General features: G+C 31.3%; 29 protein-coding genes. 3 read left to right on the top strand and 26 right to left on the bottom strand.

The annotated features are described in order from the left end of the window. Positions 1-5 precede the first annotated feature (5 nt). The 3 genes from CLCY_RS09585 to pta form a co-directional block, all read right to left on the bottom strand. Positions 6-503: a YceD family protein gene (locus tag CLCY_RS09585; protein WP_048570908.1), complete on the bottom strand. Its 498-nt coding sequence runs from the start codon at positions 501-503 to the stop codon at positions 6-8. A gap of 119 nt (positions 504-622) precedes the next feature. Next, positions 623-1,819 carry an acetate/propionate family kinase gene (locus CLCY_RS09580; RefSeq protein ID WP_048570907.1) on the bottom strand — a complete coding sequence of 399 codons (1,197 nt, stop codon included), beginning with the start codon at positions 1,817-1,819 and terminating at the stop codon, positions 623-625. A gap of 30 nt (positions 1,820-1,849) precedes the next feature. After that, positions 1,850-2,860, bottom strand: coding sequence for a phosphate acetyltransferase (gene pta / locus CLCY_RS09575; protein WP_048570906.1), 1,011 nt, complete (start codon positions 2,858-2,860; stop codon positions 1,850-1,852). A 240-nt stretch (positions 2,861-3,100) separates the two neighbouring features. On the opposite strand from pta, the gene CLCY_RS09570 reads away from it, so the two are divergent. Next, positions 3,101-4,315, top strand: coding sequence for a nucleotidyltransferase (locus CLCY_RS09570; RefSeq protein ID WP_048570905.1), 1,215 nt, complete (start codon positions 3,101-3,103; stop codon positions 4,313-4,315). Between the two features lie 60 nt (positions 4,316-4,375). Beyond that, complete coding sequence (locus tag CLCY_RS09565) at positions 4,376-5,542, top strand: hypothetical protein (RefSeq protein ID WP_048570904.1); 1,167 nt, start codon at positions 4,376-4,378, stop codon at positions 5,540-5,542. 22 nt (positions 5,543-5,564) lie between these two features. On the opposite strand, the gene coaD is transcribed toward CLCY_RS09565, so the two are convergent. From coaD to CLCY_RS09525, 8 genes are all read right to left on the bottom strand, one after another. Beyond that, positions 5,565-6,056: a pantetheine-phosphate adenylyltransferase gene (gene coaD / locus CLCY_RS09560; protein WP_048570903.1), complete on the bottom strand. Its 492-nt coding sequence runs from the start codon at positions 6,054-6,056 to the stop codon at positions 5,565-5,567. Further along, the gene (gene rsmD, locus CLCY_RS09555) at positions 6,049-6,612 is read right to left on the bottom strand and encodes a 16S rRNA (guanine(966)-N(2))-methyltransferase RsmD (RefSeq protein ID WP_048570902.1); all 564 of its coding nucleotides are present in this window, start codon (positions 6,610-6,612) and stop codon (positions 6,049-6,051) included. Before rsmD ends, coaD begins: the two co-directional genes overlap by 8 nt. A gap of 153 nt (positions 6,613-6,765) precedes the next feature. Next, a complete protein-coding gene (locus CLCY_RS09550; RefSeq protein ID WP_048570901.1) occupies positions 6,766-6,984 on the bottom strand; it encodes an alpha/beta-type small acid-soluble spore protein in 219 nt (72 codons plus the stop codon). A gap of 188 nt (positions 6,985-7,172) precedes the next feature. Further along, complete coding sequence (locus tag CLCY_RS09545) at positions 7,173-7,391, bottom strand: alpha/beta-type small acid-soluble spore protein (protein ID WP_048570900.1); 219 nt, start codon at positions 7,389-7,391, stop codon at positions 7,173-7,175. A 241-nt stretch (positions 7,392-7,632) separates the two neighbouring features. Further along, a complete protein-coding gene (locus CLCY_RS09540) occupies positions 7,633-7,842 on the bottom strand; it encodes an alpha/beta-type small acid-soluble spore protein (protein ID WP_048571163.1) in 210 nt (69 codons plus the stop codon). A gap of 109 nt (positions 7,843-7,951) precedes the next feature. After that, on the bottom strand, positions 7,952-9,997 hold the full coding sequence (recG, locus tag CLCY_RS09535) for an ATP-dependent DNA helicase RecG (protein ID WP_278336155.1): 2,046 nt from the start codon (positions 9,995-9,997) through the stop codon (positions 7,952-7,954). Positions 9,998-10,076: 79 nt separating this feature from the next. Further along, the gene (locus CLCY_RS09530; protein WP_048570898.1) at positions 10,077-11,732 is read right to left on the bottom strand and encodes a DAK2 domain-containing protein; all 1,656 of its coding nucleotides are present in this window, start codon (positions 11,730-11,732) and stop codon (positions 10,077-10,079) included. A gap of 17 nt (positions 11,733-11,749) precedes the next feature. After that, positions 11,750-12,100, bottom strand: a complete 351-nt coding sequence (locus tag CLCY_RS09525) for an Asp23/Gls24 family envelope stress response protein (protein ID WP_048570897.1) — start codon at positions 12,098-12,100, stop codon at positions 11,750-11,752. A gap of 266 nt (positions 12,101-12,366) precedes the next feature. Here CLCY_RS09525 and rpmB point away from each other — a divergent pair, with 266 nt between their 5' ends. Further along, positions 12,367-12,558 carry a 50S ribosomal protein L28 gene (gene rpmB / locus CLCY_RS09520; protein WP_048570896.1) on the top strand — a complete coding sequence of 64 codons (192 nt, stop codon included), beginning with the start codon at positions 12,367-12,369 and terminating at the stop codon, positions 12,556-12,558. Positions 12,559-12,594: 36 nt separating this feature from the next. On the opposite strand, the gene CLCY_RS13905 is transcribed toward rpmB, so the two are convergent. From CLCY_RS13905 to gmk, 15 genes are all read right to left on the bottom strand, one after another. Beyond that, positions 12,595-12,762 carry a hypothetical protein gene (locus CLCY_RS13905; RefSeq protein ID WP_200899973.1) on the bottom strand — a complete coding sequence of 56 codons (168 nt, stop codon included), beginning with the start codon at positions 12,760-12,762 and terminating at the stop codon, positions 12,595-12,597. Between the two features lie 95 nt (positions 12,763-12,857). Then, entirely contained in the window at positions 12,858-13,496 is a 639-nt protein-coding gene (locus CLCY_RS09515; RefSeq protein WP_048570895.1) for a thiamine diphosphokinase, read from the bottom strand. A 1-nt stretch (position 13,497) separates the two neighbouring features. Then, entirely contained in the window at positions 13,498-14,151 is a 654-nt protein-coding gene (gene rpe, locus CLCY_RS09510; RefSeq protein ID WP_048570894.1) for a ribulose-phosphate 3-epimerase, read from the bottom strand. Beyond that, a complete protein-coding gene (gene rsgA / locus CLCY_RS09505) occupies positions 14,148-15,020 on the bottom strand; it encodes a ribosome small subunit-dependent GTPase A (RefSeq protein ID WP_048570893.1) in 873 nt (290 codons plus the stop codon). The genes rpe and rsgA overlap by 4 nt, the downstream gene beginning before the upstream one ends. Positions 15,021-15,062: 42 nt before the next feature. Further along, positions 15,063-17,009: a Stk1 family PASTA domain-containing Ser/Thr kinase gene (pknB, locus tag CLCY_RS09500; protein ID WP_048570892.1), complete on the bottom strand. Its 1,947-nt coding sequence runs from the start codon at positions 17,007-17,009 to the stop codon at positions 15,063-15,065. Further along, positions 17,002-17,727: a Stp1/IreP family PP2C-type Ser/Thr phosphatase gene (locus CLCY_RS09495; RefSeq protein WP_048570891.1), complete on the bottom strand. Its 726-nt coding sequence runs from the start codon at positions 17,725-17,727 to the stop codon at positions 17,002-17,004. Before CLCY_RS09495 ends, pknB begins: the two co-directional genes overlap by 8 nt. 13 nt (positions 17,728-17,740) lie before the next feature. Continuing rightward, on the bottom strand, positions 17,741-18,769 hold the full coding sequence (gene rlmN, locus CLCY_RS09490; protein ID WP_048570890.1) for a dual-specificity RNA methyltransferase RlmN: 1,029 nt from the start codon (positions 18,767-18,769) through the stop codon (positions 17,741-17,743). A gap of 4 nt (positions 18,770-18,773) precedes the next feature. Then, positions 18,774-20,108, bottom strand: a complete 1,335-nt coding sequence (gene rsmB / locus CLCY_RS09485; protein ID WP_048570889.1) for a 16S rRNA (cytosine(967)-C(5))-methyltransferase RsmB — start codon at positions 20,106-20,108, stop codon at positions 18,774-18,776. A 157-nt stretch (positions 20,109-20,265) separates the two neighbouring features. Next, positions 20,266-20,940: a zinc metallopeptidase gene (locus CLCY_RS09480; RefSeq protein ID WP_048570888.1), complete on the bottom strand. Its 675-nt coding sequence runs from the start codon at positions 20,938-20,940 to the stop codon at positions 20,266-20,268. A gap of 12 nt (positions 20,941-20,952) precedes the next feature. Further along, positions 20,953-21,882 (bottom strand): methionyl-tRNA formyltransferase, encoded by a 930-nt coding sequence (gene fmt, locus CLCY_RS09475; protein WP_048570887.1) that lies wholly within the window; start codon positions 21,880-21,882, stop codon positions 20,953-20,955. A 17-nt stretch (positions 21,883-21,899) separates the two neighbouring features. Then, on the bottom strand, positions 21,900-22,346 hold the full coding sequence (gene def / locus CLCY_RS09470; RefSeq protein ID WP_048570886.1) for a peptide deformylase: 447 nt from the start codon (positions 22,344-22,346) through the stop codon (positions 21,900-21,902). Between the two features lie 13 nt (positions 22,347-22,359). Then, positions 22,360-24,783 (bottom strand): primosomal protein N', encoded by a 2,424-nt coding sequence (gene priA, locus CLCY_RS09465; protein ID WP_048570885.1) that lies wholly within the window; start codon positions 24,781-24,783, stop codon positions 22,360-22,362. 35 nt (positions 24,784-24,818) lie between these two features. Then, a complete protein-coding gene (coaBC, locus tag CLCY_RS09460) occupies positions 24,819-26,009 on the bottom strand; it encodes a bifunctional phosphopantothenoylcysteine decarboxylase/phosphopantothenate--cysteine ligase CoaBC (RefSeq protein WP_048570884.1) in 1,191 nt (396 codons plus the stop codon). A 9-nt stretch (positions 26,010-26,018) separates the two neighbouring features. Then, the gene (rpoZ, locus tag CLCY_RS09455) at positions 26,019-26,237 is read right to left on the bottom strand and encodes a DNA-directed RNA polymerase subunit omega (RefSeq protein ID WP_048570883.1); all 219 of its coding nucleotides are present in this window, start codon (positions 26,235-26,237) and stop codon (positions 26,019-26,021) included. Between the two features lie 5 nt (positions 26,238-26,242). After that, positions 26,243-26,848: a guanylate kinase gene (gene gmk / locus CLCY_RS09450; RefSeq protein WP_278336154.1), complete on the bottom strand. Its 606-nt coding sequence runs from the start codon at positions 26,846-26,848 to the stop codon at positions 26,243-26,245. Between the last annotated feature and the right edge of the window lie 7 nt (positions 26,849-26,855).

The raw sequence follows: 26,855 nt of genomic DNA, 5'->3' as shown, positions 1-26,855 counted from the left end.
CCTCCTTAGTCACCTTTAAAAAGGTTCTTTAGTACCTCAAGTCTTGGATCTACATCCTCTAAAGTACAACTACACAAACCTTTATTTAAATTTTTGCCGCATTTAGGGCATAAACCTTTGCAATTCTCATCACAATTTACTTTAACAGGTAAATGTAATATCATATTATCCGTTACCATATTCGTTAAGTCAATTGTTTCTTCCTCAGATATTAAATATCTATCTTCACTAAAGTCAAATTTCGAAAATTCATCTTCAAATTCTATAGACATATGATAATCTAATTCCGTTAAACATCTAGAACATTGCATTTTTAGAATGGTAGTAATAGTTCCAACAAGTGTAACCACTTCCCCATCGAAATACGCATTACCCTTAACGTTTAATGGCGAATTTAAGGATATTTTAAGTTCGTCTCTGTCTATGGTAGATAGCTGAGAAGTAACTTCAAAAGGAAGCGTTTGCACTTTTTTTCTAAATAATTTAGATACATCAATTTTCATAGTATCACCTCTAATTAAGTGCCAAGCATAATTATATAAACTCGCAAGGCAAAAGTCAAGATTAAATTAAAATAATACTCTAGTATATACTAGAGTATTATTTTAGTTTTTGTCTCTAATTATCCACAAACAATTTCTTTAGTATCTCTAGCAATCATCAATTCTTCATTTGTAGGTATAACAATAACTTTAACCTTAGAATCATCTGCTGATATAAATTCCGCCTTACCTCTAAAGTTATTTTTTGATTCATCAAATTTAACTCCAAGAAACTCTAATCCCTTGCAGATTTCGCATCTTGATTCAGGGGAGTTTTCTCCAAGCCCTGCAGTAAATACAATAGCATCTACTCCTCCCATAGCAGCAGCATATGATCCAATGTATTTTCTAACTCTATAGTGGAAAACATCGAGTGCAAGTTGTGCCCTCTTATCTCCCTTTTCAGCAGCTTCTTCAATGTCTCTAAAATCGCTACTAATTCCTGAAATACCAAGTACTCCTGACTTCTTATTTACAATATTATCAACTTCTTCATTTGATACTCCAAGTACTCTTTGGATATATGTAACTATTGCAGGGTCTATGTCTCCACATCTAGTCCCCATCACAAGACCTTCAAGTGGTGTAAAGCCCATACTTGTATCAACTGACTTTCCTCCATCTATTGCTGCAAGACTTGCACCATTTCCAAGATGACAAGTAATTAGCTTAAGTTCTTTTGCGTTCTTTCCAAGCATATTAGCAGCAGCTGCAGTAACAAATCTATGACTAGTACCATGGAATCCATAACGTCTTACTCCATGACTTTCATATAACTCATATGGAAGGGCATATGTAAATGCATAGTCAGGCATTGTTTGGTGAAATGCTGTATCAAACACTGCAACCATAGGGGTATTTCCCATAAGATCTTTACATGCATTAATTCCTATTAAATTTGGTGGGTTATGTAGTGGTGCTAGTGATGTACAGTCCTCTAGAGCTCTCATAACTTCATCATCTATAAGAACAGATTCTGAATACTTTTCTCCTCCGTGTACAACTCTATGTCCTACAGCTCCTATTTCTGACATATCCTTAATAACACCGTAGGTTTCATTAACAAGGGCCTCTAAAACTAATCTAATAGCGTCGGTATGGTCCTTCATTGACTCCTCAATCTTTATCTTATCCCTTCCCTCAGGTTTATGAGTTAAAATTGATCCTTCAATCCCTATTCTTTCAACTAATCCCTTAGCCATTACCACTTCTTTTTCCATGCTGATTAGCTGATATTTTAGTGATGAACTACCACAGTTAATAACTAACACATTCATTGATAAACATCTCCCTTGCTTTTAAAAAATTTATTTAGATGACATATCCATAGCTTGAACAGCGGTTATTGCAACAGCACTTACAATATCATCTACATTGCAACCTCTTGAAAGGTCGTTAATAGGTGCTGCAAATCCTTGACATATAGGTCCTATAGCCTCTGCTTTTGCAAGTCTTTGTACTAGCTTATAGCCAATGTTTCCTGCATCTAGGTTGGGAAAAACAAGTATATTTGCTCTACCTGCTACACTACTGTTTGGAGCCTTTATCTTAGCAACATTTTTGTCAATTGCAGCATCCAATTGTATTTCACCGTCAATCAGAACATCTTCTGGAAGTGTTTCTTTTGCTATTTCAGTTGCCTTTATAACTTTTTCAGTACTTGGGCTTTTAGCGCTTCCCATAGTTGAAAACGAAAGCATAGCAACCTTAGGTTTAATTGCTGCAAGGCCAATTGCTGATTTTGCTGTTGAAAGTGCAATAGATGCAAGCTCCTCTGCATTTGGGTCAGTATTTACTCCACAATCTGAAAAGAAGAATACCCCATCTTCACCATATTCACAATTTGGAACTTCTATTACAAAAAAGCTTGATACAATTTTTGCATCCTTTGCAGTTTTAATTATTTGAAGAGCTGGTCTTAGAAGGTCTCCAGTAGAATGAATAGCACCTGAAACTAATCCATCTGCTTTTTTATCTTTAACCATCATTGTTCCAAAGTAAATCTCATCCTTTAGTGTTTCCCTTGCTTTTTCAATGGTCATTCCCTTATGTTTTCTTAGTTCATAAAATTCTTCGGCATATTTTTCAAACTTTTCAGAATTTAAATAATCTAATATCTCAATTCCATTTAAATCAGCCTTCTCTTCCTCTGCAATCTTTTTTATTTCTACTTCATTTCCTAAAAGAATAATATTTGCTATCCCTTCTTGCTGTATGATTTGTGCAGCCTTTATTGTTCTCCTTTCATTTCCTTCTGGCAAAACAATAGTCTTCTTTTCGGTTTTAGCTTTTTCTCTTATTCTTTCTATAAGACCCATTTTGTACATCCCCTTATCTTTAAATTAGTTAAAATTATCTTATAAAACCCTATTTTGCAAATTTTCTATTGTAATTTAATTATACTATATTTGTGTAAAAACACTATAGTTATTTTGCACAGTTTGTATTATTTTTAACACGTTTTTCACTTAGCTACTTATACACTTTTCTTTTTGTGATTTATATTATAATATATCTTTTATATAGAAAATTAAAATAATAGTTAGGAGTGCCTATTTATGAAGGTTTGCGGCATTATTGTTGAATACAACCCAATGCATAATGGACATATTTATCATATAAAAAAAGCAAAGGATACAACCTCTTGTTCTCATCTAATTGCTGTTATGAGTGGTAACTTTGTTCAAAGAGGAGAGCCTGGGATTGTTAATAAATGGACAAGAGCTGAAATGGCTTTAAATCAAGGTGTAGATTTAGTAATAGAACTTCCATTTATTAATAGTATTTCTAGCGCAGAGGGCTTTTGTTATTCATCTGTAAAGATACTCGATTCACTTAACATTGTTGATAATATTTGTTTTGGAAGTGAAGAAGGATCCCTAGAGTCACTTAAGTTTATTGCTAAAATTCTTGTAAATGAACCCTTAGAGTACAAAAATATTCTCACTAAGTACTTAGATGCAGGAATTTCTTTCCCAAGTGCTAGACAATATGCACTAAATGAATACATAAAAGATTATACTCATAATCTTAAAGATTTAAACTTTATTTCTTACTCAAATAATATTTTATCAGTAGAATATTTAAAGGCATTACTTAAACTTAATAGTAGAATAGAACCTGTAACTATTGAGAGAATTAACAATTCATACAAAGAAATAAATCTTACCGGTGAAATATCAAGTGCAACATCGATTAGAAATAATATTTTAAACATACATGATATAAAAAATGCTATGCCCTATGAAAATTTTGATCTCTTAAGTAAAGACTTTGAAAAAGGCCTTGGTCCAGTAAGCCTTAATAGCTTTTCTGATATTATTATGTATAAACTTAGGGAATGTACTGTTGACTACTTAGAATCTTTAGTAGATGTATCTGAGGGGCTGGAAAACAAAATAAAAAAGGCAAGCGAAAACTTTTCAGATGTAGTCTCCTTGATAAATGAAGTTTCGGGTAAAAGATATCCTAAAACTAGAATTCAAAGAATACTTTTGTATGCTTTATTTGGAATTACAAGGGATGTTTATAAAAATTATTTCGAACCAACATACGTTAGAGTTCTAGGCTTTAATGAAAAGGGACGTGAAATCCTAAGTAAAATTAAGAAAACATCTTCTCTACCTATTATATCTATGCCAAATTCAAAGGATATAGATTCTTTAAAGTACGATATATTATCAAGTGATATATACTCACTTGCATATTCAAATATAGACTTTAAGACTTCGAAAAAAGATTTAAAAACACCTCCTATTTACATTAAGAATTGATTTTTTCATATAATCTTTAAAATACTCATACTATATAGAGAGTATTTTAAAGGAGTGACTATGGAAGTTTTTTTTATTATATCTTTAATATTTTTCTTATTGCTTTTGCTACATAAAAAATATAGAACATTTAGTATTACCTGTTTACTAGGTCTTTTGCTAATACTTCTGATAATATATCCAAATGATTCTCTTAATGCAGCGAAGGAGGGAATAAATCTTTGGCTTTTTATAGTGGTTCCTTCCCTTCTTCCTTTCTTTATAATTAATGACATGCTGTCCTCACTTAAAGTTCCTGAGAACATTGGAATTTTATTTTCACCTATTGCTAAAAAGTTATTTAATACCTCGGGTTATGGAGCCTACACTTTTATTATGAGTATATTTGCTGGCTACCCATCAGGTGCTAGAATTGTTTCTACGTTACTTGATGAGGGTAAGATCTCTAAGATGGAAGCAGAGAAAATACTTACTTTTAGTAGCACATCTGGTCCACTTTTTATCATTGGAGCAGTTGGTACAGGAATGCTAAGTAGTACATTAGCAGGATACATACTTTTTATATCACATATACTTGGTGCAATTATTAATGGAGTATTTTCAAGACTTCTGTTTAAAGGGTCGTTCTCTTCATTAGGTCCAAGTTCAAAACTCGGCCTTAGAAAATTAGATGAAGATATTATATCTAAGGGAATAAAAACATCACTTATAACCTGTGGATACATAGGGGGATATATTATATTATTTTGTGTAATTGTAGAACTCATTAAAAACATTAACTTTTTTGACTTTTTAACAAGTGTTCTTAATAGTCTAGGAGTCCTCTCTTCTACACTAGTATCTAACATTATTATTCTTTTAGAATCACTGATAGAGGTGTCAAATGGTTGTAAGATTATTTCTATATCCTCAACTCCTTTTAACACAAAACTTATATTGTTAAGCTTTCTAATTGCTTTTAGCGGACTCGCAGTTGTTGGCCAGGTATCTGGTATACTTTCTAAATTTAAATTAAATATGAAAAAATACATATTCTTCAAAGTAACCCATGGTGCATTTTCAGCTTTAATCTGCTACTTATTTCTTAAGATAAATTTATTTACTACAGAAACAATATCTACATATAAACCTATTGAAGGTAATCTATTAACCAGTTCACTATTAATATTTTTAGTACTGATTCTTATATTCAATTCACTTGGTTTTATAATTAATAAATCAAAATAATAAAGTAACTAGGATACCTTTCCTAGTTACTTTCCTTTATTTTATTATATATATCATCTATAATTGCATCTGGAACAAGGCCCTTTATTCCTCCTCCAAAATGTGCAACTTGCTTTATTACACTAGAGCTTAGATAGGAATAATCTGTTTTCGTCATCATAAAAAATGTTTCTATATCAGGATTTAGATTTCTATTCATAAGGGTCATTTGAAATTCATACTCAAAATCTGATATTGCCCTAAGGCCTCTAATTATTACACTAGAATTTTTCTTCTTTACATAGTTTACTAAAAGTCCTTCAAATGACTCTACCTCTATATTAGGTATATTACTAGTAACCTTTTTTATAAGGTTAACTCTTTCTTCAGCGGTAAATAAATGTGACTTTTTATCAGGATTTTCAAGAACAGCTACTATAACCTTATCAAAAATATTACTTGTACGCAAAATTATATCTAAATGACCATTTGTAATAGGATCAAAACTACCTGGATAAACAGCAATCTTATTCATTTCCTATCTCCTTTCTCCAAAACGAGATTCTAACTCTTCCATATTTTTCAGTCCTATAAACTTCGAAGTTACCTATTTTTTCAGATACATTGTCAACATTATCATACTCACTAACAATTAAACCATCTTCCTCTAAAAGATTTAATTTATCAATTTCCTCAATAGACTTTTCAACATATCCTTTCCCATATGGAGGGTCTAAAAATATTAAGTTAAAACTTTTACCTTCAATAGCTAGCTGATTTAGTATACTAAATGAATCTTTATTGTATGTAACTGCTTTTTCTCCAAACCCTAAATCACTTATGTTTTCTCTTAAAGTATTATAGGCTTTTTTATTTTGTTCAACGAAAATGCATTGATTTGCACCTCTACTTAAAGCTTCAAGTCCTAAATTACCTGTTCCTCCAAACAAATCTAAAACATTTGCGTCAAAAACATATCTTAAAATAATGTTAAAGACAGACTCTTTCACCCTATCTGATGTAGGTCTAGTATCTAACCCATCAGGTGTTTTTATTTTTCTTCCTTTAGCACTTCCTGAAATTATTCTCATAAAAGCTCCTCCTAATATTATAAAGTAGTTTCTGTAATCTTAATAATATATATAAATATAGCATAGAGTAGAGCAAAATAAAAAGAAAAGGAATAGAAATTTCTTTCTACTCCTTTTCTTTTTATTTAAATTTAATTAATTATAAAATTAATTTTACTTTCCAGCTAGACCATTTTCGTAAGCTTCTACCATTCTCTTAACCATAGTTCCACCTACATATCCATTTTGTCTTGATGTTAAAGTACCCTTGTCTATTTGGTCATAGTTTGAAAGTCCTATTTCATTTGCAACTTCTAGTTTAAATTTATCTAGTCCTGACTTTGCCTCAGATACTAGTACTTGATTTCTTCCTGATCTACTGTTTGTGCTCATATTAAGCACCTCCTATAATATTATTTTTAAAAGATGTTTTTCATCTTTGTAATATTAATTTGCCCAGATAATGTTTTTATATTCAACATTTTATCCTAAGTTTAGATGTAATTTTTGGTATTACTATAAATATATATACACAAAAATAGAGGAACTAGAATATTCTAGTTCCTCTATTTTTTATTTAATTACTTTCCAGCTAGACCGTTTTCGTAAGCTTCTACCATTCTCTTAACCATAGTTCCACCTACATATCCATTTTGTCTTGATGTAAGGTTACCCTTATCAATTTGATCATAATTTGAAAGTCCTAGTTCACTTGCAACCTCTACCTTAAATCTGTTTAATCCTGATTTTGCTTCAGATACTAGTACTTGGTTTCTTCCTGAATTATTGTTTGAACTCATATTGAGCACCTCCTATTAATTTATTTTCAAAAGATGTTTTTCATCTTTGTAATATTAATTTACCCAAAAAACCTTTGTAAATTCATTGTAAATAATACCTTTTAAACCTTTATTATCTTAATCTAGAAAGTATACATAGAAAATAACTTTAGCATTCCAATAAAATAATTGAGGCATAAATAAAATCTTTTATTTATGCCTCAATAAATTTAACTTGTATATATTTAGGATTATAGTAATATTACTTTCCTGCTAATCCATTTTCATAGGCTTCAACCATTTTCTTAACCATAGTTCCACCTACGTATCCATTTTGTCTTGATGTAAGGTTACCCTTATCAATTTGATCATAGTTTTCTATTCCAAGCTCTCTAGCTACCTCTATTTTAAATTGGTCTAAACCACTCTTTGCTTCTGGTATTAGTACTCTATTTCTATTTGATCTTGCCATTTTATATGCACCTCCTATTTGATTTTGTAGTATTAATTTACCCCAAAATTCGACTTTTAAACAAGGAAGTTTTAATATAAAAGGGGAAAATCTAGGAATAGCTAGTATACTAATTAAAAGATCCTTTATCAATTTCCTCAAAGTACTTAAGTCTTACTTCTAAACCAAGCTCTTTATATTCTTCTAACTCTAATTTACAACTATTAATAATATCCTTTGCAATCTCTCTAGTTTGCTTTAACAATTCAATATCTTTAAAAAGATTTGCTACTTTAAATTGAAAAATCCCATGTTGACGTAGTCCAAAAAACTCTCCAAATCCTCTAAGCTGCATATCTTTTTCTGCAATTATAAATCCATCTGTTGTAGATGTCATTATCTTCATTCTTTCTCTGCTTTCTTTTGTTTTAGAATCAGATGATAAAATGCAGTATGACTTGTATTCTCCTCTTCCAACTCTTCCTCTCAATTGATGAAGTTGAGAAAGCCCAAATCTCTCAGCATTTTCGATATACATAACGCTAGCATTTGGAACGTTTACACCAACTTCTATAACTGTAGTAGACACAAGTAATTGAATACTACCACTTTTGAATCCTTCCATTACTAAATCTTTTTCCTTTGACTTCATTTTACCATGTAGAAGTCCTATAGAATATCCTTTAAAATAATTATTCTCTAACTCTGTAATCATTTCTTCTACGGATTTTAAACTTAGTTTTTCTGATTCCTCAACTAACGGACAAACAATATAACATTGTCTACCACTGTTAATTTGTTTTTTTATAAAAGAAAATGCCCTTTCTTTTTTCGAGGAATCTATGTGATATGTTTCAATTTCTTGTCTTCCAGGTGGAAGTTCATCTATTATAGAAATATCCATATCACCATACATAAAAATAGCTAGTGTTCTAGGGATTGGTGTTGCTGTCATAACTAATACATGTGGATTTTTCCCCTTATTAACAAGTTTAGCTCTTTGTCTTACTCCAAATCTATGCTGTTCATCTGTAATAACAAGTGCTAAGTTTTTAAACTCTACATTATCTTCTATAAGTGCATGGGTTCCAATCAATATGTCTATTTCACCATTTTTTATAGCATCTAATATGATTTTCTTTTGCTTTTTTGTTGTACTTCCAGTTATTATTTGAACATTTATATCAAATCCATTAAGAGTCTTTGTAATAGATTCATAATGCTGCATTGCGAGTATTTCTGTAGGTGCCATCATAGTTGCTTGATATCCATTTTTCACTACATTAAACATTGCTATAATTGCAACCATTGTTTTACCTGATCCAACATCACCTTGAACTAGCCTGTTCATAGGAGTGCTTGATTTCATATCTGTAAGTATTTCTCTAGTTACTTTTGATTGTGCATTAGTTAAACTAAATGGAAGGGAATTTTTTAAATTTACTAATTCTTTAGAAATTAAAACCGTTGTTCCTAATTCATCTCTTGAAAATTCCTCTTTAGCCATTAGCACAGCAAGATTTAGTATAAGTAATTCATTAAATTTTATTCTTTCTTTTGCAAAGTTTAATGAATCCTTATCCTTTGGAAAATGTATATTATCTATGGCATTCATCAAATCCATTAAATTATACTTTTTTAAAATTTCATTTGGCAAAAATTCTATAATTTCTTCATGCTTATACTTTAATCCTTCTAAAATTAATTTTCTTAAAGTACTTTGGGTTAGGTTCTTATTTAAAGGATATATAGGATATATTTTTCTTAAAGTATTATCATCTAACTTACTATGCTGTATTTCCTTCATTTCTACATGGGAGTTATATATTTCAACCTTTCCATATAAAAATACCTTTTCACCTACTTTAAAGGACTTATATATATATGGTTGATTAAACCACACTCCTGTAATATACTCATCTTCACTTTTAAATACTATCTTCCCATATCCTTTAAATTTACTATATTTTTTATAAGGGTGAAAAGCATACACTTCTCCTATAAAGGATGCCATTTCTCCATTTATCATTTCTGCAACCCTTTTACTTTCACCTCTAAATTCATAGTCTCTAGGAAAATAATTAAAAAGATCATTTAAAGCATATATATTAATTGAAGATAATGCCTTTTCTGTTTTTTCTCCTACTCCTTTAATTTTATTAATTTCCATCTTCATCACCTTATTAAAGATTTTTCGTATAAATTTATAAGGGTACACTTTAAAAAGCATACCCCTTATATAGCCTAATTTAATTTTATTCAACTGATAATATATAGTAATATATAGGTTGTCCACCATAATTAACACTTACTTCAGCAGATGGACATTTTTCTTGTATATATCCTTCTACCTCAAATGCCTCTTCTTCAGAAGTATTATTTCCATAGAATATAGTTATAATCTCACTATCCTCATCTACCATTGAATCTACGAGATTCTTCGCAGTTTCCTTTAAACTCTCTCCTGAATTAATAAGGTTACCCGCTGAAATACCTATATAATTTCCTTCTTTAACTTCAACATCATTAAAAACAGTATCTCTAACCGCATAGGTTATTTGACCAGTTTTAACACTCCCTATAACTTCATTCATCTCTGAAATATTTTCTTCTAAGCTTAACTCAGGATTAAATGATATAATTGAAGTTATGCTTTCAGGTACACTTTTTGTTGGTATAACAATAACATTTTTATCAGAGATTTCCCTTGCCTGCTCTGCAGCCATAATGATATTTTTGTTATTTGGGAAAACAAACACATTATTAGAATTTACAGAATTAATTGCATCTAATATATCATGTGTACTTGGATTCATTGTTTGTCCACCTTCAATAACAAAGTCTACCCCAAGATCCTTAAGTATATTTACAATACCATCTCCTGCGGCAACTGCAACCATTGCATATTCTTTTTCTGTTTCTATTACTACCTTGTCTAAAGAGACAGAATTCTTTTCATGGAAGTTCTCCTCTGATTCATTAGAAATAATACTTTCATGTTGTTCTCTCATATTATCTATTTTAATTTTAGAAAGCTCTCCAAGTTTCATAGCCTTATTAATAACATCTCCAGGCCTATTTGTATGAATATGTACCTTTATTAATTCTTCAGTTCCAACAACTACTAAAGAATCCCCAAAATTTAAAATTTCATTTTTAAAGTCATCAGGGTTTTGATTCTTAGTCTTTATAAAAAATTCAGTACAATATCCAAACTCAATTTCATTTGAAATAACTGAAGTTTTATCTACTTTCACCTCTTGCTTAATAGATGTACCTTCATCTTTAGATAGTATCTTTCCTTGAAGTCTTTTTATCATTCCAAGATATATAAGACATAAACCCTTTCCACCTGCATCTACTACTCCTGCTTGTTTGAGTGCTGGAAGCATATCTGGTGTTCTCGAAAGCGTCTCCTCTGCCTTTTCATGTACCTTAACTAAAAAGTCTTCGAAGTCTTCGATTTCCTGTGCGTAAAGCATTGATTCTTCTGCTGATTCTCTAGCAACAGTTAAAATAGTACCCTCTGTTGGTTTCATAACTGCTCTATATGCAGTAGCAACCCCTTCATTAAGTGCCTCTGCAAAAACGTCAGTATCAATCTCATCACTTTCTTTAAGCTTTTTTGCAATTCCTCTTAAAAGCTGTGATAAAATAACTCCTGAATTCCCACGTGCTCCCATAAGAGATCCCATAGATGCTGCATTTGCAACTGACTCTATAGTATCATCTGCAGCTTTTATCTCTTCAGCAGCTGACATTATAGTTGCTGACATATTCGTTCCTGTATCTCCGTCTGGAACTGGGAACACATTTAAGGAGTTTATATATTCCTTATTATTTTCTAGTTCATAGGCACCATTAATAAGCATTTCTTTTAATAGCTGCCCACTTAACGTAGTGTATTTCAATGTCTGTACCTCCTAGATTATACTCTAATACCTTGAACGTTTACTACTACCTTAGATACGTTTAAACCTGTTAAAGATTCTACCGTATACTTAACCTTTTGTATAATATTATCCGCTACAGTAGAAATCCTTGTGCCATATTCAACAATTATATATACTTCAACCTTTATAGAATCTTCCTCTAGTGTAGTTTTAACGCCACGACCTAGATTCTCCTTTTTTAAAAGTTCCCAAAATCCGTCACTAACTCTTTTTGATGCCATACCTACAACTCCATAACATTCCGTTGTAGCAACACCTGCTATATTTGCAAGTACCTCATCACTGTACTCAATTAAACCAAATTCAGTATTTGTTATTATCGCCATTTGCATAACCTCCCTAAATTTTTTTAAAGGGAATACTTCTTTTAACAAAAAGTACTTTATATAATTCTATATTAAAGATGTAATTTCTTCAAGCTAAATTATATTTTTACTGTAAGCTGTAAAGTAATTTACCTTTACAAAGTGGTAATATATATATATAATATATTATGTCATAAAATTTATTGCAATCCCATCATACATTATGATAAGATATATATGTTTGTATGAGGTATTTATTCGTCATAGGATGTAAGGAGGTGTTATATATGTCAAGAAAGTGTGAAGTATGCAATAAGGGATTATCATTTGGTATTCAATATAGCCACTCACATCGTAAGTCAAACAGAACTTGGGCGCCAAACCTAAAGAGAGTTAAGGCTGTTATCGATGGAACTACTAAGAGAGTGTACGTTTGTACAAGATGCCTACGTTCAGGTAAGGTTCAAAGAGCTCTTTAATAAAAAAATGTGCTTAACAGCACATTTTTTTTTAGTTTAACAGAGATATTGCCATATGCCATAGGATATAAGTCCAATTCCTGCTACTAATATCCAAAGCCAAAATGGAATTATTATAGCAAGTATCATGCCAAATCCTATAAGACACAGTGAAGGTGCAAGCCAATTTCTAAAAAGACATCTTATAAATTTTTTCCTTGACATCATTCCTCCCCCTTACTCTAAATAAAAAAAGTCCCCTAAGCGTCTTACTATTATTCTATGCAAACAAACAGTTTAGTTGACACTTAAGGAAACCTTTATACATTTAATTGTTTTATAACAATTAAACATCCCTCTTTAATTTCTATAGAAGCACTTTCACTTAAAAGTTCATTACAAGTTCCGAAAACAGACCCAAAATCAAAGCTTGCATTATTAAGTGGATATTTAAAACCTTTCAAAGTTATCCCTTTTATATTTTCAAAAAGCGGAACTATAGATACTGTATCTCCTATACTTCCATCTACCTGTAGAAATCCATTACATATATATACCTCTGCTGTTTCAGAAACGATTGATGCTGATATGCCCTTCTTTATTGTGTTATATAGCAAATGTATGTTTCCAAGGTTATGATCTAGTCTATCACCAATTCCACCTAAATAAATAACCTCAGTAGCACCAATCTGTAGTGCCTTATTAAGACAGAGTTCTGTATCTATATAATCTTTCTCACTAGGATATTTTTCAATTTTACTTCCTAGACTTTTAAAATATTCAAGAATATCTTCTCTAATTGAATCCATATCTCCTATTATATAATCTGGAAATAAACCTTCTTTATAGGCTATATTAGCCCCTCCATCTGCAGCTATTATGTAATCTGAATTTTCACATACATCCTTAATTTTTGAAGATGAAGTTATATTTCCATTTACTAATATAACCGCTTTCATTTTATTTACCCTTATTTAAAAACTCAACAACAGTTTCTGAAACATTTTCTGATCCAAAAACAGCTGATCCTGCAACTAGTATATTTGCTCCAGCTTCTATAATTTCCTTTGCATTACTTAATTTTATACCGCCATCTACTTCAATATCTACATTTAGTCCTCTAGAGTCAATTATAGACTTAAGCTCCTTTATTTTTGATATTGCTGATGGAATAAAGCTTTGTCCTCCAAATCCAGGATTTACACTCATTATTAAAACCATATCAACATCTTCTAAAATATAGTTTATTGTACTAAGATCAGTTGCTGGATTAAGAGCAACAGCGGCCTTTACTCCAAGTTCTTTTATTCTTTGAATTACTCTGTGAACATGCTTTGTTGCCTCTACATGGATACATATAATATCTGCTCCTGCCTTTGCAAAGTCTTCAACATAAGCTTCTGGATTTTCAATCATTAAATGTACATCAAAGATCATTTTTGATTTATTTCTTAATGATGATACCACAAGTGGTCCTATAGTTATATTAGGTACAAAATGTCCATCCATAACATCAATATGGAGATACTGTGCCCCTGCATCCTCTACTTTTTTTACATCCTCTATTAGATTTGAAAAATCTGCTGATAGAATTGATGGTGCTAATTTTATCATCTATTGCCCCTCCTATTGTCTTGAAGTTCTTCTAAAATATTTATATATGCTGTATATCTTTCCTGTGGAATCAATCCATTTTCTAGATCTTCTTTAATTTTACATCCTATTTCTTTATGATGTAAACATGATGAAAACTTACACTCGCCTACTTTAAATTCCTTAAATACGTATTGTAGTTCATCAGCTTTTATAAAACTTAAATCAATTGATGAAAAACCAGGAGTATCAACTATATAGGTATCATTTGACACTTCAATTAATTGTGCGTGTCTAGTTGTATGTTTTCCTCTACTTATTTTTTTGCTAAGACCTCCTGTTTCCATAATAATATCCTTTTGAATATTATTAGATATTGTAGATTTCCCTACACCTGAAGGTCCTGCAAATACAGATATCTTGCCTTTAAGTTTTTCTCTTAAGGCATCTATCCCCTCACCAGTTAGTGCATTTACTTTTAAAACATCATATCCTATAGTTTTATAAATCTTTTTAACTTTTTCAAATTCAAAGTCATCAAGGTCAGATTTATTCAAACAAATTGTAGCATCTATTCCGTAGTGCTCAATAACTATAAGTATCTTATTTAAAAGAGTATAATTAATATCTGGATCCTTTAGAGCAAATACAACTATTGCCTGATTTACATTTGCAACATTTGGTCTAATTAATAGAGATTCCCTAGTTTTTATCTCTTCTATTGTGCCGTGGGTTTCATCTATCATACTAATTGCTACTCTATCTCCAACAAGTGGAGTTAGTTTAGACTTTCTAAATTTCCCTCTAGCACTGCACTCTATTATTTCTCCCGACTCAACTCTTACATAGTAAAAACCTGCTATTCCTTTTACAATTACTCCTTGGTTCATAAACATCTCCTTACAAAATTACAAAATATACTGATTCATAATTTAATTATTTGTTTCTCCATTAGGTAAAGTCCCATTTTCAGTGTTACTTGTGTCATTCTCTTTATTTCCTCCATTATCCCCTTTGTTAGGCTTATTCCCTTTATTAGGTTTATTGGAGTTATCTTTATTATCTGTATTGCCTGTATTGTCAGTATTATCCTCATTATCAGGTGATTGATTTTCAACTATCTTATTTACTAGTATATCAACTGAACTGCCTTGTTTAAGTGAAGTTCCCTCTGAAACACTTTGTTCAATTATAACATTGTCAGGGTAATTTGAATCTGATCCATATTTTACACTACCAATATCTAATCCAGCATTTTTTAGAGCCGCTTTAACTTCTGATAAAGTCTTGCCTACTAATGATGGCACTCTTGAATACTTTTCCTTTTCACCTTGACTTACAACTATATTAATTTCACTTCCCTCTTCTACTTCCTCATTAGAATCAATTGATTGCGAAATAATCGCACCTTTATCTACTGAGCTACTATATCTTTCTGTTACTTTACCAATTGTAAGACCTACTGTTTTAAGTTCTGCCTCTGCCTCTTCAATAGTTAACTTTTTAAGATTAGGTACCTTTACAAGGGTTTTACCTTCACTAACTGTTATCTTTACCGTGCTTTTCTCTTTAACTTGCATTCCCTCATTTGGATAAACAGAAACAACTTCACCTGCTGGTTTATCACTTTTAACCTTTGTTACCTCAGCATTAAGCTTTTTTCCTTGAAGTAATTTTACAGCTTCTCCTTCAGTTAAACCCTGTACCTTAGGAATAACAACATCCTTTGGAGTAGTACTAGTCCAAAGTGCGAAACCCCCAATAAGAACAATTAGTAAAGTAGCCACTAATCCAAATGTAGCAACCGCTAACTTTTTCTTTTTACCACCTTTTAGCTTTGGCTTCTCTTTAATCTTTAACTTTCTACTTGTTTCATATTCATCTTCGAAGTCATCTTCCTCATAATCATCAAAATCCTCAGGTTCATCAACCCTATTATAACTTGATGTATTGATTTTAACAGTATGTCCCTGCATAGCTTTTTCTATTTCTTCTATAGGAATAACCCTTGTACTTTCATCAATATCTGCTGACAGCCCTACTCTTAAACTTGGATTCTTTTCAATAATATTAATATCTTTTATCATATCTGTAAGCGAAACATATCTTTTCAAAGGATCCTTTTGTGTTGACTTGATTAGTATGTCACAAACACCCTCTGGAATATCTTTCTTTATTTCTGATGGATTTTTTATTTCTTCCTGAATATGTTTAATTGCAACAGCTACAGGGCTTTCTCCATCAAAGGGAACCTTTCCTGTTAAAAGTTCATACATAACTATACCAAGTGAATATATATCTGTTCTGTTATCAGTAAAACTCCCCTTTGCCTGTTCAGGAGAAACATAATGAACAGATCCTAAAACAGTTTTTGTATTAGTCATTGTTGAACTTGTTGCGGCTCTTGCAATACCAAAGTCAGCAACTTTAACTACCCCTTCATCAGTTATAAGAATATTATGGGGCTTTATATCTCTATGAACTACTCCATTTTTATGTGCATGTTCTAGAGCCTTTGCTATCTGCTTTACTATATTTAAAGTTTCATCATAACTTAAACTCCCATGCTTTTTTATATAGTCCTTTAAGTTTATCCCCTCAATGTATTCCATTACTATGTAGCTTATTCCGTCTTCATTTCCTACATCATATACATTTACTATGTTAGGATGAGATAAGCTTGCAACTGCCTGAGATTCACTTTTAAACTTCTTTACAAAATCCTCATCTGACATGTATTCAGGTCTTAATATTTTTACTGCTACATTTCTATTTAGGAGCTCACATTTAGCCTTATATACTAATGCCATACCCCCATCCCCTACTTTTTCAAGTAAAGTATATCTGTTACCTAGTTTTTTGCTGTCAAAGTTATGCATCGTAATCCTCCTTTCTAGCAACGATAATAGAAATATTGTCCTTTCCCCCTCTTGCATTTGCAAGATTCAAAAGACTTTCTACCTGATTATCTTCACTTTTGACTATTTCTAATATTTCATTATCAGTAACGTGTCTTGTAAGACCATCACTACACATAATTAAGGTATCTCCTTTATTTAGGCTACCTTCATATGTATCAATAACTATATACCTATCAGTTCCTACCGCTCTTGTAATTATATTTTTCATTGGATGCACCTTTGCTTCTTCTTCTGTTATTGCACCTTTTTTCAAAAGTTCATTTATATAAGAATGATCTTCTGTGATTTGATGCATTATTTCACCTTTTAATAGATATGCCCTACTATCACCTACATGTCCTATATAAACATCATTTTTTAGTATAAGAGAAATTGTAATCGTCGTTCCCATTCCCTTTAAATCAGAATCATTTAAAGATTTTTCATATATTCTTTTGTTAGCTAGCAAAATAGCTTCCCTAATAAGTTCCTCTTTATTAGGATATACAGAAAAACTATTTTCTATAAAATCTTTAATAGAGGTCACTGCAATTTCACTTGCAATTTCTCCTCCACTGTGCCCCCCCATGCCATCTGCTACAATTAAGAGATAAAATTCATCATTTTTAAATGTTAGTATACTATCCTCATTTATATCTCTTACCATTCCAACATGGGTAATTTCTTTAACTATCATTAAAATCACCTCATTAGTCCAGCTCTTTAAGATACTGTCTTCTTAGCTGTCCGCAGGCCGCCTCTATGTCACTACCTAGCTCCCTTCTAACAGTAACTTCAATGCCTCTACTTTCTAGCATGTTTTTAAAAGCTTCCACTCTCTCTTTTTGAGACTTTTTATAATCCCTTTCCTTTACTAAGTTTATAGGAATTAAATTTACATGACATAGCAGTCCTTTTAGTAAGGCAGAAAGTTCCCTTGCATTTTCTAAATGATCATTTACACCATCTATTAAAGAATACTCAAAGGTTATTCTTCTATTTGTTTTATTAATATAATATCTACATGCATCTAATAATTCATCTAAACTATACTTTTTAGCTATTGGCATTATATTTCTTCTAAGTTCATCATTTGGAGAATGTAAAGATATCGCTAAGGTTACTTGGTTATTTTCATCTGCTAGTCTTCTGATTTCAGGTACAAGGCCACAGGTAGAAATCGTAATATGTCTCATCCCTATATTAAGCCCTTCCTTTGAATTAACAAGCTTTAAAAACTTCATAACATTTTCATAGTTATCAAAAGGCTCTCCAGTTCCCATAAGAACAATATTAGATATACTCTCTCCTGTATCTTTTTGCACCTTTAATATTTGACCAATCATTTCCCCAGATGTTAAATCTCTGTTTTTACCTCCAATAGTAGAAGCACAAAAAGTACATCCCATTCTACACCCTGCTTGAGTTGAAATACAAATTGAATTTCCATGCTTATATCTCATAAAAACACATTCAATAATATTTCCATCCTTCATTGCCATAAGATATTTTCTTGTTCCATCTACCTTGGATTCTTCCATGCCTACAATATTCATATTACATATATAAACGTCATTTTTCAACTTTTCTCTTAGATCTTTTGATAGATCTGTCATTTCATCAATATTTTCAATTGATCGATGAACCCACTTAAATATTTGCTTTGCTCTAAATGGTTTTTCTCCTATAGTTTCTAAATAAGACTTTATTTCATCAATTGTTAAATTTCTTAAATCCACTAAATCACCTTTTTCTTCTTAGTTTTGCAATAAAGAAACCATCTGTATCATAAATCCCTGGAAGAAGCTTTATATATCCTTTTTTTGCAGAATCAATATTAAAAGGAACAAACTCTGATATATCTACCATCTCAAAATTATTATTTTCCTTAAGAAAATCTTCAATAATGTCTTCATTTTCTTCCTTTGTAATTGTGCAGGTACTATAAACAATTTCTCCCTTTGGCTTTACATATTTAGATGCATTTTTTAAAATTTCCCTTTGAATTTTTGTAAGAGAAATAATATCCTCTTCTTTTATATTCCATCTTATCTCAGGTTTCTTTCTAATTATTCCAAGTCCTGAGCATGGAACATCTACTAATACTTTATCCGCATAATCTAAATACTCTTCGTTAAAAATAGTTGAATCAAATAGCTTTTCTTTTATAATGTTTATTCCAAGTCTTTCAGCAGAGTCCTTAATAAGATTTAACTTGTGTTCATGTATATCAAAGGAATTAATCTCTCCAATATTTTTCATAATCTGAGCCATATATGTGGATTTTCCACCTGGGGCACTACATAAATCTATTACTTTATCTCCTTCATTTGGTGATAAACAAATAGCTGCTAGCATTGAACTTTCATCTTGAACAGTAAATAAACCATTTAGAAACTCTTCACTTTTTTCTAGGGAACTTAGGCCTTTAACTTTAATAGAATCCTGCACTTTTCCAAGCTCTACTTTGCAGCCCTTTTCAATTAGAATATCTGAAAGATATTCCCTAGAAGTTTTAAGTGTATTTACTCTTAAAGTCAGCATTGGAGTTTTATTGCTTTTTTCCATTATATTCTTTGCTGTCTTTTCACCGAAGTCTTTAATAAGTTTTTGAACAAACCATTCCTCCTGTGAATATTCTACAGCCATTTTCTGAATTTTGTTTTGGATTTTTATATTATAAAATTCATCCCTATTTCGAAGTATAGTCCTTAGAATTCCATTAACAAAGGATGCATCACGAGGTTCCTTTACTTTTGTCATCTCAACAGCTTGATTAACCGTTGCAAAATCAGGTACCCTATCTAAAAAATATATTTCATATATCGCTGTTCTAATACAACATAAAGTCCATACAGATATCTTCTTTATCTTTATTTTAGAAAACTTTTTTATAATGTAGTCTAACCTTTTTTTCCATCTAATCGTCCCATATAGAATTTCAGTTGAAAACCCTCTATCTGAAGGCTCTAATTCATACTTTTTAAAGTAATAATTAAGCTTAAGATTAGAATAGGCACCTTTAGATTCTATATCAAATAGTGTTTTAACTGCAACATACCTTGCCTTATCCTCCATACGTTCCTCCAATTCATAAATATAACTTTATTTCTTATATAAATCTATATATAAAAACTATCACTAAATAATTATATATTTTATTGTTCCTTTTGACTAGAAATATAATCAATAATACTTAAAAGGGTAAAACCGAAAATTCGGCTTTACCCTTTAGCTAGTCATTACTTCTGTTAAAGATAAGAATTAATCTTAAAAGCTCTAGAACTGATACTAATGCTGCTGCAACATATGTTAGTGCTGCTGCATCTAAAACCTTTTTGGATCCCTTTACTTCTTCTCTACTTAGAATAGCATTTTTCTCAAGCATAGTAAGTGCACGTGAACTTGCATTAAATTCAACAGGTAGAGTTATTACCTGAAATGCAACTGCACAAGTAAAGAAAATTATCCCTAGCAGTATTAAATTTGAAGCTTGAAAAAATATCCCTGCTAGAACTAATATCCATGAAAGGTTTGATCCTATATTGGCAACCTTAAAAATTCTGTGTCTAATCATTAGTGGTGTGTAGGATGTAGCATGCTGAATTGCATGACCTGTTTCATGTGCAGCAACGCTTATTGAAGCAAGTGAGTTTCCATAATATACATCCTCTGAAAGCCTAACTACCCTAGAAATTGGATCATAGTGATCAGATAATCTTCCTCCAGAAACCTCTATAGGAATAGTATATAACCCATTACTGTCAAGCAATCGCCTAGCAACACTGTAACCTGTTTCTCCACTTACAGATGGTACCTTTAAATACTTATTAAAAGTTGACTGTACCTTAAACTGTGCGTACAATGATAAAATTATAGCTGGTACTATAATTATGTAAGATGAATACATTTTAAATCACCTCTATTTTAGTATTTCTCCAGAAGCCAATGTATTTCCATTTAGAAAACTTGCTACATCTAATCTTTTTCCCCCGATTTTTTGAAGCTCTTTAATTAGTATTGCACCACTTTTTGCTTTAACGAGTATTCCTTCTTTATCAACCTTAATAATTTCACCTATATCGCCATTAAAATCATCACTGACATATGATGCACTCCAAATTTTTATAACTAAATCATTATAATAAGTATATGCACCTGGCCAAGGAATTACTCCCCTAATTAGATTGTATATTCTCTTTGCATCATCATTCCAATTTACATGGCCAAGGTCCTTTTTCATCATGTGTGCATAGGATGAGATAGAATTATCTTGTTTTTCACCTTTAATATTGCCATCTTGAATTTTATCAAGGGCCTCAACTAAAAGGTTACCTCCAAGGTTCATAAGTCTATCATGAAGTTCCCCTGCTGTTTCAGAGTCTCCAATTGTAATCTCTGACTTTAAAAGCATATCTCCTGTATCAAGACCTTCATCCATTTGCATTATTGTAACTCCTGTTACACTATCACCATTAATTATTGTCCAGTTTATAGGTGCTGCACCTCTTAGACTAGGCAAAAGTGATGCATGAACATTTATACATCCATACTTTGGAATATTAAGTATTTCGCTAGATAGTATTTGCCCATAAGCAACAACAACTATTACATCTGGATTTAAGCTTTTAATATATTCTATAACTTCTTTTTCTTCTTTAATTTTGTTTGGTTGAAGAACCTCTATATTATGTTTAACTGCAACTTCCTTAACAGGTGTAAACTGCATTTTTTGCCCTCTACCCTTAGGTTTATCAGGCTGAGTCACTACGCATAATACATCATGTAAATTTACAATACTTTCAAGTGAATACGCTGCAAAGTCAGGAGTTCCCATAAAAACTACTTTCATATTATATTTGAGCCTCCTTATTTATTAACTTTATCAACAAATAATACACCATTTAAATGATCTAATTCATGACAGAATGCTCTAGCAAGAAACCCTTCTCCCGTAACTACAATTTCATTACCATTTTCGTCTTGTGCTTTAACAGTAACAACATTTGGTCTTTCAACCTGTTCAAATACTCCTGGAATACTTAAGCATCCTTCATCATCTGTTTGACTACCTTCACTTGATATAATTTCAGGATTTATTAATTTGTAAACACCATTACCATCACCAATGTCTATAACTACAACATTCTTCAGTATTCCTATTTGTGGTGCAGCAAGACCTACTCCCTCAGCTGCATTCATAGTTTCTATCATATCTTCAATAAGTATTCTTAATTTGTCATCAAACTTATCAACATTTCTACTTTTTTTCCTTAATACTTCGTCACCCATTTTTCTTATTTCTCTTAATGCCATTATTTTTTCCTCCTTAAGTTAATGTATAGGGATCTATATCTATCATAAAGTTTATATCTTTATTTTGCATGTTTTTTTGTATTAAATCAAGAACCTTAACTTTAATACTATCAACATTTCCTTTAAAAATCATATGCCATCTATATTTATCCTTAATTTTTAAAAGATGACATGGTGATGGTCCAATTACAACAATGTCTTCATTTTTAACATTTTCTTTTATCTTATCACCTATATAGTTTACTTTTCCCTCCAAAGTAGAAGGATTTTCACATGTAAACAGAACATGCATAAGATTTGAAAATGGAGGATAATTTAAAAGTCTCCTAATTTCTATTTCCCTATTGTAAAAACCATCATAATCATGATTCATTGCATATTGAAGAGCATAATGAGAGGGAGTATATGTTTGAATAATTACCTTACCCTTTTTATTTCCTCTTCCTGATCTTCCTGAAACTTGAGTTAAAAGCTGAAATGTTTTCTCTGATGCTCTAAAATCAGGTATATTAAGACTTATATCAGCGGAAATTACCCCAACCAAGGTAACATCTGAAAAGTCCATACCCTTTGATACCATTTGTGTACCTATAAGTATATCCTTCTCTCTATTTTTAAACTCTTTATAAATCTTTTCATAGGATCCTTTTTTCCTTGTTGTATCTACATCCATTCTACTAATTTTAGCATTACTAAAATACTTCTCAACTTCTTTTTCAACTTTTTCCGTTCCTGCACCAAAGTATTTAATATATTTACTACTACATTTAGGACATATACTAGGTATATCATACTGCCTACTACAGTGGTGACACTTTAATTTTCTACTTCCTTGATGAAGGGTAAGTGTAACACTACAACTTTCGCACTCACATACATAGCCACAGCTTCTACATGATACAAATGTCGAATGTCCACGCCTATTTAAAAATAGTATTGTTTGATCATGAGACTTTAAGTTATTCCCTATACCTGTATATAGTTCTCTACTAAACATAGACTTATTGCCAACTAATAACTCATTTTTCATGTCTATTAACTTAACCTCTGGTAAGGGTATGCTTTTAACCCTCTTACTAATTTTAATAAGTGCATACTCTCCGTTTTTTGCTTTATAATAGGACTCAATTGAGGGTGTTGCAGATCCAAGTATAAGTATACCCCCAGAACGTTTAATTCTAAAACTTGCAATATCATGGGTTAAATATCTTGGACTACTTTCAGATTTATATGAAAACTCATGTTCCTCATCCATTATTATTAACTTTAAATCTTTAACTGGAGCAAAAACTGCAGACCTTGCACCAACTACAACTTTATAATATCCACTTTTTATCTTTCTAAACTGATCATACCTTTCACCATCTGAGAGCCTACTATGTAGAATTGCAACTTTGTCTCCAAATCTACCTTTGAATCTTTCAACAGTTTGAGGGGTTAAAGCTATTTCTGGAACCATAATAATAGAACCATAATCTTCACTAATAAACTTTTCTACCAAGTTTAGGTATATTTCTGTTTTTCCACAACCTGTAACTCCGTGAATTAAAACTGTTCTCTTACCATACTTAAAGTTTTCAATTACTGTATTTATTGCATATTCTTGATCAGCAGTCAGAGAGAATCTACCATACTTATAGTCTTCTGTAATAGGTGATCTGTCTATTTCCTCTTGAGACTTAATCAATACTCCCTTTTCTACTAATGATCTAACAATAGAATTTGATGTAGAAAATTTATCTACTAGCTCTGGTATACTAAAATACCTTTGTTTACTATCTAGCAAAAACTTTACCAGCTCTATTTGTTTCCTAGCTTTGCTAGATGAAAAGTTTAGAAACTCTAAAGCTTCCTCATTACTTTTTAAAGAGTAAACTGATATCTCTTTTTTATTACTTTTCTTTATAAAATCTCTAGTATATTTAATACACCCTATCCTTTCAAGAGAAAGTATATCTCCTGTTTTTATCTTATAACTGGCTTCTTTTTTTAGAGCTTCAAATGTTATAGTTTTATGCATTTCTATAATTTCTAAAACTTCTTTAAGCTTTTTAGTAAGACTATCATTTGCTTTTACATACTCTATAAATACTACCTGTTTAACGGCTTTTTTAGGTGGAATCATTAACTTTAATGCTTCACTTAAAGTACAAAGATATTTATTTTTAATATATTTTGCAAGATCTAAAAGGTCATTTTCTATATTTAAATCCTCATCAGAAATATCTGCGATTTTTTTTAGCTTTCCACTAGCAAAACTACTCTCGCCTTTTATATCTACTACATACCCCTCTATATAGTTATTATACTTACCAAAGGGAACAATTACATTTGAACCTTTTTCTATAAATTCTTCTAATTCACTTGGAATATAATAGTCAAATCCCCTATCTACTTCCCTAGATGAATTTGATATAATAACAGATGCTACCTTCATATTTCACCCCCTAAATCTTAGAAAAAAAAAGCGCCTTAGCGCTTAATTTCTAATATTTTATCTAGGATATTATTTGCTGCTTCGTCCTTAGTAAGAATATCATATGATATAATATCATCATTTGTTATGATACTTATTTTGTTAGTATCAACGTCAAATCCTGATCCCTTGTCTAAAACATCATTAGCAACTATCATATCAAGGTTTTTCTTGCTTAGCTTAAGCTTTGCATTGTCTAAAACATTATTAGTTTCCGCTGCAAAGCCTACTATTATTCTACTACCTTTAATACTTCCAACTTCAAGTAATATATCCTTGTTTTTTCTCAAAGGCAATGTCATGCTATCCTCTGATTTCTTAATCTTAATAGAACTATAGTCAAGTGGAGAATAATCTGAAACAGCTGCTGCTTTTATTACTATATCCGCTGACTCTAGATTATCCATAACAGCTTTGTACATATCCTCACTACTATAAACATTTACTACATCTATAAACTTTATTGGACTTAAAGATGTAGGTCCAGTGATAAGAGTAACATTAGCTCCTCTATCCCTCGCTGCACGAGCAATAGCGTATCCCATTTTTCCTGAGGATTTATTTGAAATAAATCTAACTGGGTCTATATCTTCTCTAGTTGGCCCAGCAGTAATTAATATATTCTTACCCTTTAGGTCCTTATTAGAATGTAGAAGCATCTCAACATATTCTACTATAACCTCCGGTGATTCCATTTTCCCTCTACCTACATCTCCGCATGCAAGTCTTCCTGATAATGGTTCTATAAAATGATATCCATAGCTTTTTAGATTTTCTATATTTCTTTGAACAATAGGATTCTCATACATAGCAGTATTCATAGCTGGAGCTATTACTACTGGAGCCTTGGTTGCCATTACAGTTGTAGATAGCATATCATCAGCTATTCCATTAGAAATCTTACCTATTATATTAGCAGTTGCAGGTGCAATTAAAAGTACATCTGCCCTTTTAGCAAGTGCAATATGTTCAACATCAAAACTATTCGGTCTATCAAACATATCTGTAGTTACAGGATTTAAACTTAAGGATCTAAAACTAAGTTCCGATGCAAACTCCTGAGCAGCTTTCGTCATTATAACGTGAACATCTATATCCTTTTTTTTAAGTCTGCTTACAATATCTAAAGCCTTGTAAACAGCAACTCCCCCTGTTACTCCTATAACAACAGTTTTTTTACATCTCATTGTAAACTCCTACTTTATACCTGACTTTAATGATTCAAAAACAAGTTTTCCCTCATTAATCTCATTAACCGCAAGAGTAACAGGCTTTGTTGATGGTATATCAACTAGTGACTCATCTCCATCTATTATATCTCTTGCTCTTTTAGCTGCAATAACAACTAGTGAATATCTATCTCCCACCTTATCTAGTAGATCAATAATTGGTGGATTTATCATTGAATTACTCATAATTATTAAACCTCCTGTAATACATCCATATGGTCTTTAATTCTATTTATTTTGCACTTTTCAGCAGTTATTATACTTTCAATCTTTGAAACCGCATTTTCAACAGTATCATTTAAAACAGCATAATTATACTTTTCAGCAAGCTTTATTTCATCAGCAGCTGAACTAAATCTTTTGTTTAAAGTTTCCTCAGTTTCTGTTCCTCTTCCTATGATTCTACTTTTAAGTTCATCTAATGATGGTGGCATAACAAATATAAATACACCATCACTAAAGCTTTCTTTTATATTTAAAGCTCCCTGTGTATCTATTTCAAGTATAATATCATAACCACTATTTAGTGTTTCTTCAACGTAAGATTTTGGCGTACCATAAAAGTTTCCGTACACATTTGCATACTCTAAAAACTTATCTTCTTTAATCATTTTTTCAAACTCTTCTTTTTCCGTAAAGAAGTAATTAACTCCGTCAACTTCTCCCTCTCTTGGAGCCCTTGTAGTGCAAGATATAGAAAGTCTAACACTTTTGTTTCTTTCTAAAAAAGCCTTACAAATTGTTCCTTTACCTGCTCCAGATGGACCTGAAAGTACAACAAGTATTCCCTTCCCCATTTTATTC

The organism is Clostridium cylindrosporum DSM 605, from assembly GCF_001047375.1.
Taxonomy (GTDB): domain Bacteria; phylum Bacillota; class Clostridia; order Clostridiales; family Caloramatoraceae; genus Clostridium_AB; species Clostridium_AB cylindrosporum.
This window is presented reverse-complemented; position numbering and strand designations above follow the sequence as displayed.

Excerpts from the sequence above, each read along its gene's own strand:
- CLCY_RS09585 (WP_048570908.1), bottom strand. The coding sequence starts at position 503 with ATGAAAATTGATGTATCTAAATTATTTAGAAAAAAAGTGCAAACGCTT.
- CLCY_RS09580 (WP_048570907.1), bottom strand. The coding sequence starts at position 1,819 with ATGAATGTGTTAGTTATTAACTGTGGTAGTTCATCACTAAAATATCAG.
- pta (WP_048570906.1), bottom strand. The coding sequence starts at position 2,860 with ATGGGTCTTATAGAAAGAATAAGAGAAAAAGCTAAAACCGAAAAGAAG.
- CLCY_RS09570 (WP_048570905.1), top strand. The coding sequence starts at position 3,101 with ATGAAGGTTTGCGGCATTATTGTTGAATACAACCCAATGCATAATGGA.
- CLCY_RS09565 (WP_048570904.1), top strand. The coding sequence starts at position 4,376 with ATGGAAGTTTTTTTTATTATATCTTTAATATTTTTCTTATTGCTTTTG.
- coaD (WP_048570903.1), bottom strand. The coding sequence starts at position 6,056 with ATGAATAAGATTGCTGTTTATCCAGGTAGTTTTGATCCTATTACAAAT.
- rsmD (WP_048570902.1), bottom strand. The coding sequence starts at position 6,612 with ATGAGAATAATTTCAGGAAGTGCTAAAGGAAGAAAAATAAAAACACCT.
- CLCY_RS09550 (WP_048570901.1), bottom strand. The coding sequence starts at position 6,984 with ATGAGCACAAACAGTAGATCAGGAAGAAATCAAGTACTAGTATCTGAG.
- CLCY_RS09545 (WP_048570900.1), bottom strand. The coding sequence starts at position 7,391 with ATGAGTTCAAACAATAATTCAGGAAGAAACCAAGTACTAGTATCTGAA.
- CLCY_RS09540 (WP_048571163.1), bottom strand. The coding sequence starts at position 7,842 with ATGGCAAGATCAAATAGAAATAGAGTACTAATACCAGAAGCAAAGAGT.
- recG (WP_278336155.1), bottom strand. The coding sequence starts at position 9,997 with ATGAAGATGGAAATTAATAAAATTAAAGGAGTAGGAGAAAAAACAGAA.
- CLCY_RS09525 (WP_048570897.1), bottom strand. The coding sequence starts at position 12,100 with ATGGCGATAATAACAAATACTGAATTTGGTTTAATTGAGTACAGTGAT.
- rpmB (WP_048570896.1), top strand. The coding sequence starts at position 12,367 with ATGTCAAGAAAGTGTGAAGTATGCAATAAGGGATTATCATTTGGTATT.
- CLCY_RS13905 (WP_200899973.1), bottom strand. The coding sequence starts at position 12,762 with ATGTCAAGGAAAAAATTTATAAGATGTCTTTTTAGAAATTGGCTTGCA.
- CLCY_RS09515 (WP_048570895.1), bottom strand. The coding sequence starts at position 13,496 with ATGAAAGCGGTTATATTAGTAAATGGAAATATAACTTCATCTTCAAAA.
- rpe (WP_048570894.1), bottom strand. The coding sequence starts at position 14,151 with ATGATAAAATTAGCACCATCAATTCTATCAGCAGATTTTTCAAATCTA.
- rsgA (WP_048570893.1), bottom strand. The coding sequence starts at position 15,020 with ATGAACCAAGGAGTAATTGTAAAAGGAATAGCAGGTTTTTACTATGTA.
- pknB (WP_048570892.1), bottom strand. The coding sequence starts at position 17,009 with ATGCATAACTTTGACAGCAAAAAACTAGGTAACAGATATACTTTACTT.
- CLCY_RS09495 (WP_048570891.1), bottom strand. The coding sequence starts at position 17,727 with ATGATAGTTAAAGAAATTACCCATGTTGGAATGGTAAGAGATATAAAT.
- rsmB (WP_048570889.1), bottom strand. The coding sequence starts at position 20,108 with ATGGAGGATAAGGCAAGGTATGTTGCAGTTAAAACACTATTTGATATA.
- CLCY_RS09480 (WP_048570888.1), bottom strand. The coding sequence starts at position 20,940 with ATGTATTCATCTTACATAATTATAGTACCAGCTATAATTTTATCATTG.
- fmt (WP_048570887.1), bottom strand. The coding sequence starts at position 21,882 with ATGAAAGTAGTTTTTATGGGAACTCCTGACTTTGCAGCGTATTCACTT.
- def (WP_048570886.1), bottom strand. The coding sequence starts at position 22,346 with ATGGCATTAAGAGAAATAAGAAAAATGGGTGACGAAGTATTAAGGAAA.
- priA (WP_048570885.1), bottom strand. The coding sequence starts at position 24,783 with ATGAAGGTAGCATCTGTTATTATATCAAATTCATCTAGGGAAGTAGAT.
- coaBC (WP_048570884.1), bottom strand. The coding sequence starts at position 26,009 with ATGAGATGTAAAAAAACTGTTGTTATAGGAGTAACAGGGGGAGTTGCT.
- rpoZ (WP_048570883.1), bottom strand. The coding sequence starts at position 26,237 with ATGAGTAATTCAATGATAAATCCACCAATTATTGATCTACTAGATAAG.
- gmk (WP_278336154.1), bottom strand. The coding sequence starts at position 26,848 with ATGGGGAAGGGAATACTTGTTGTACTTTCAGGTCCATCTGGAGCAGGT.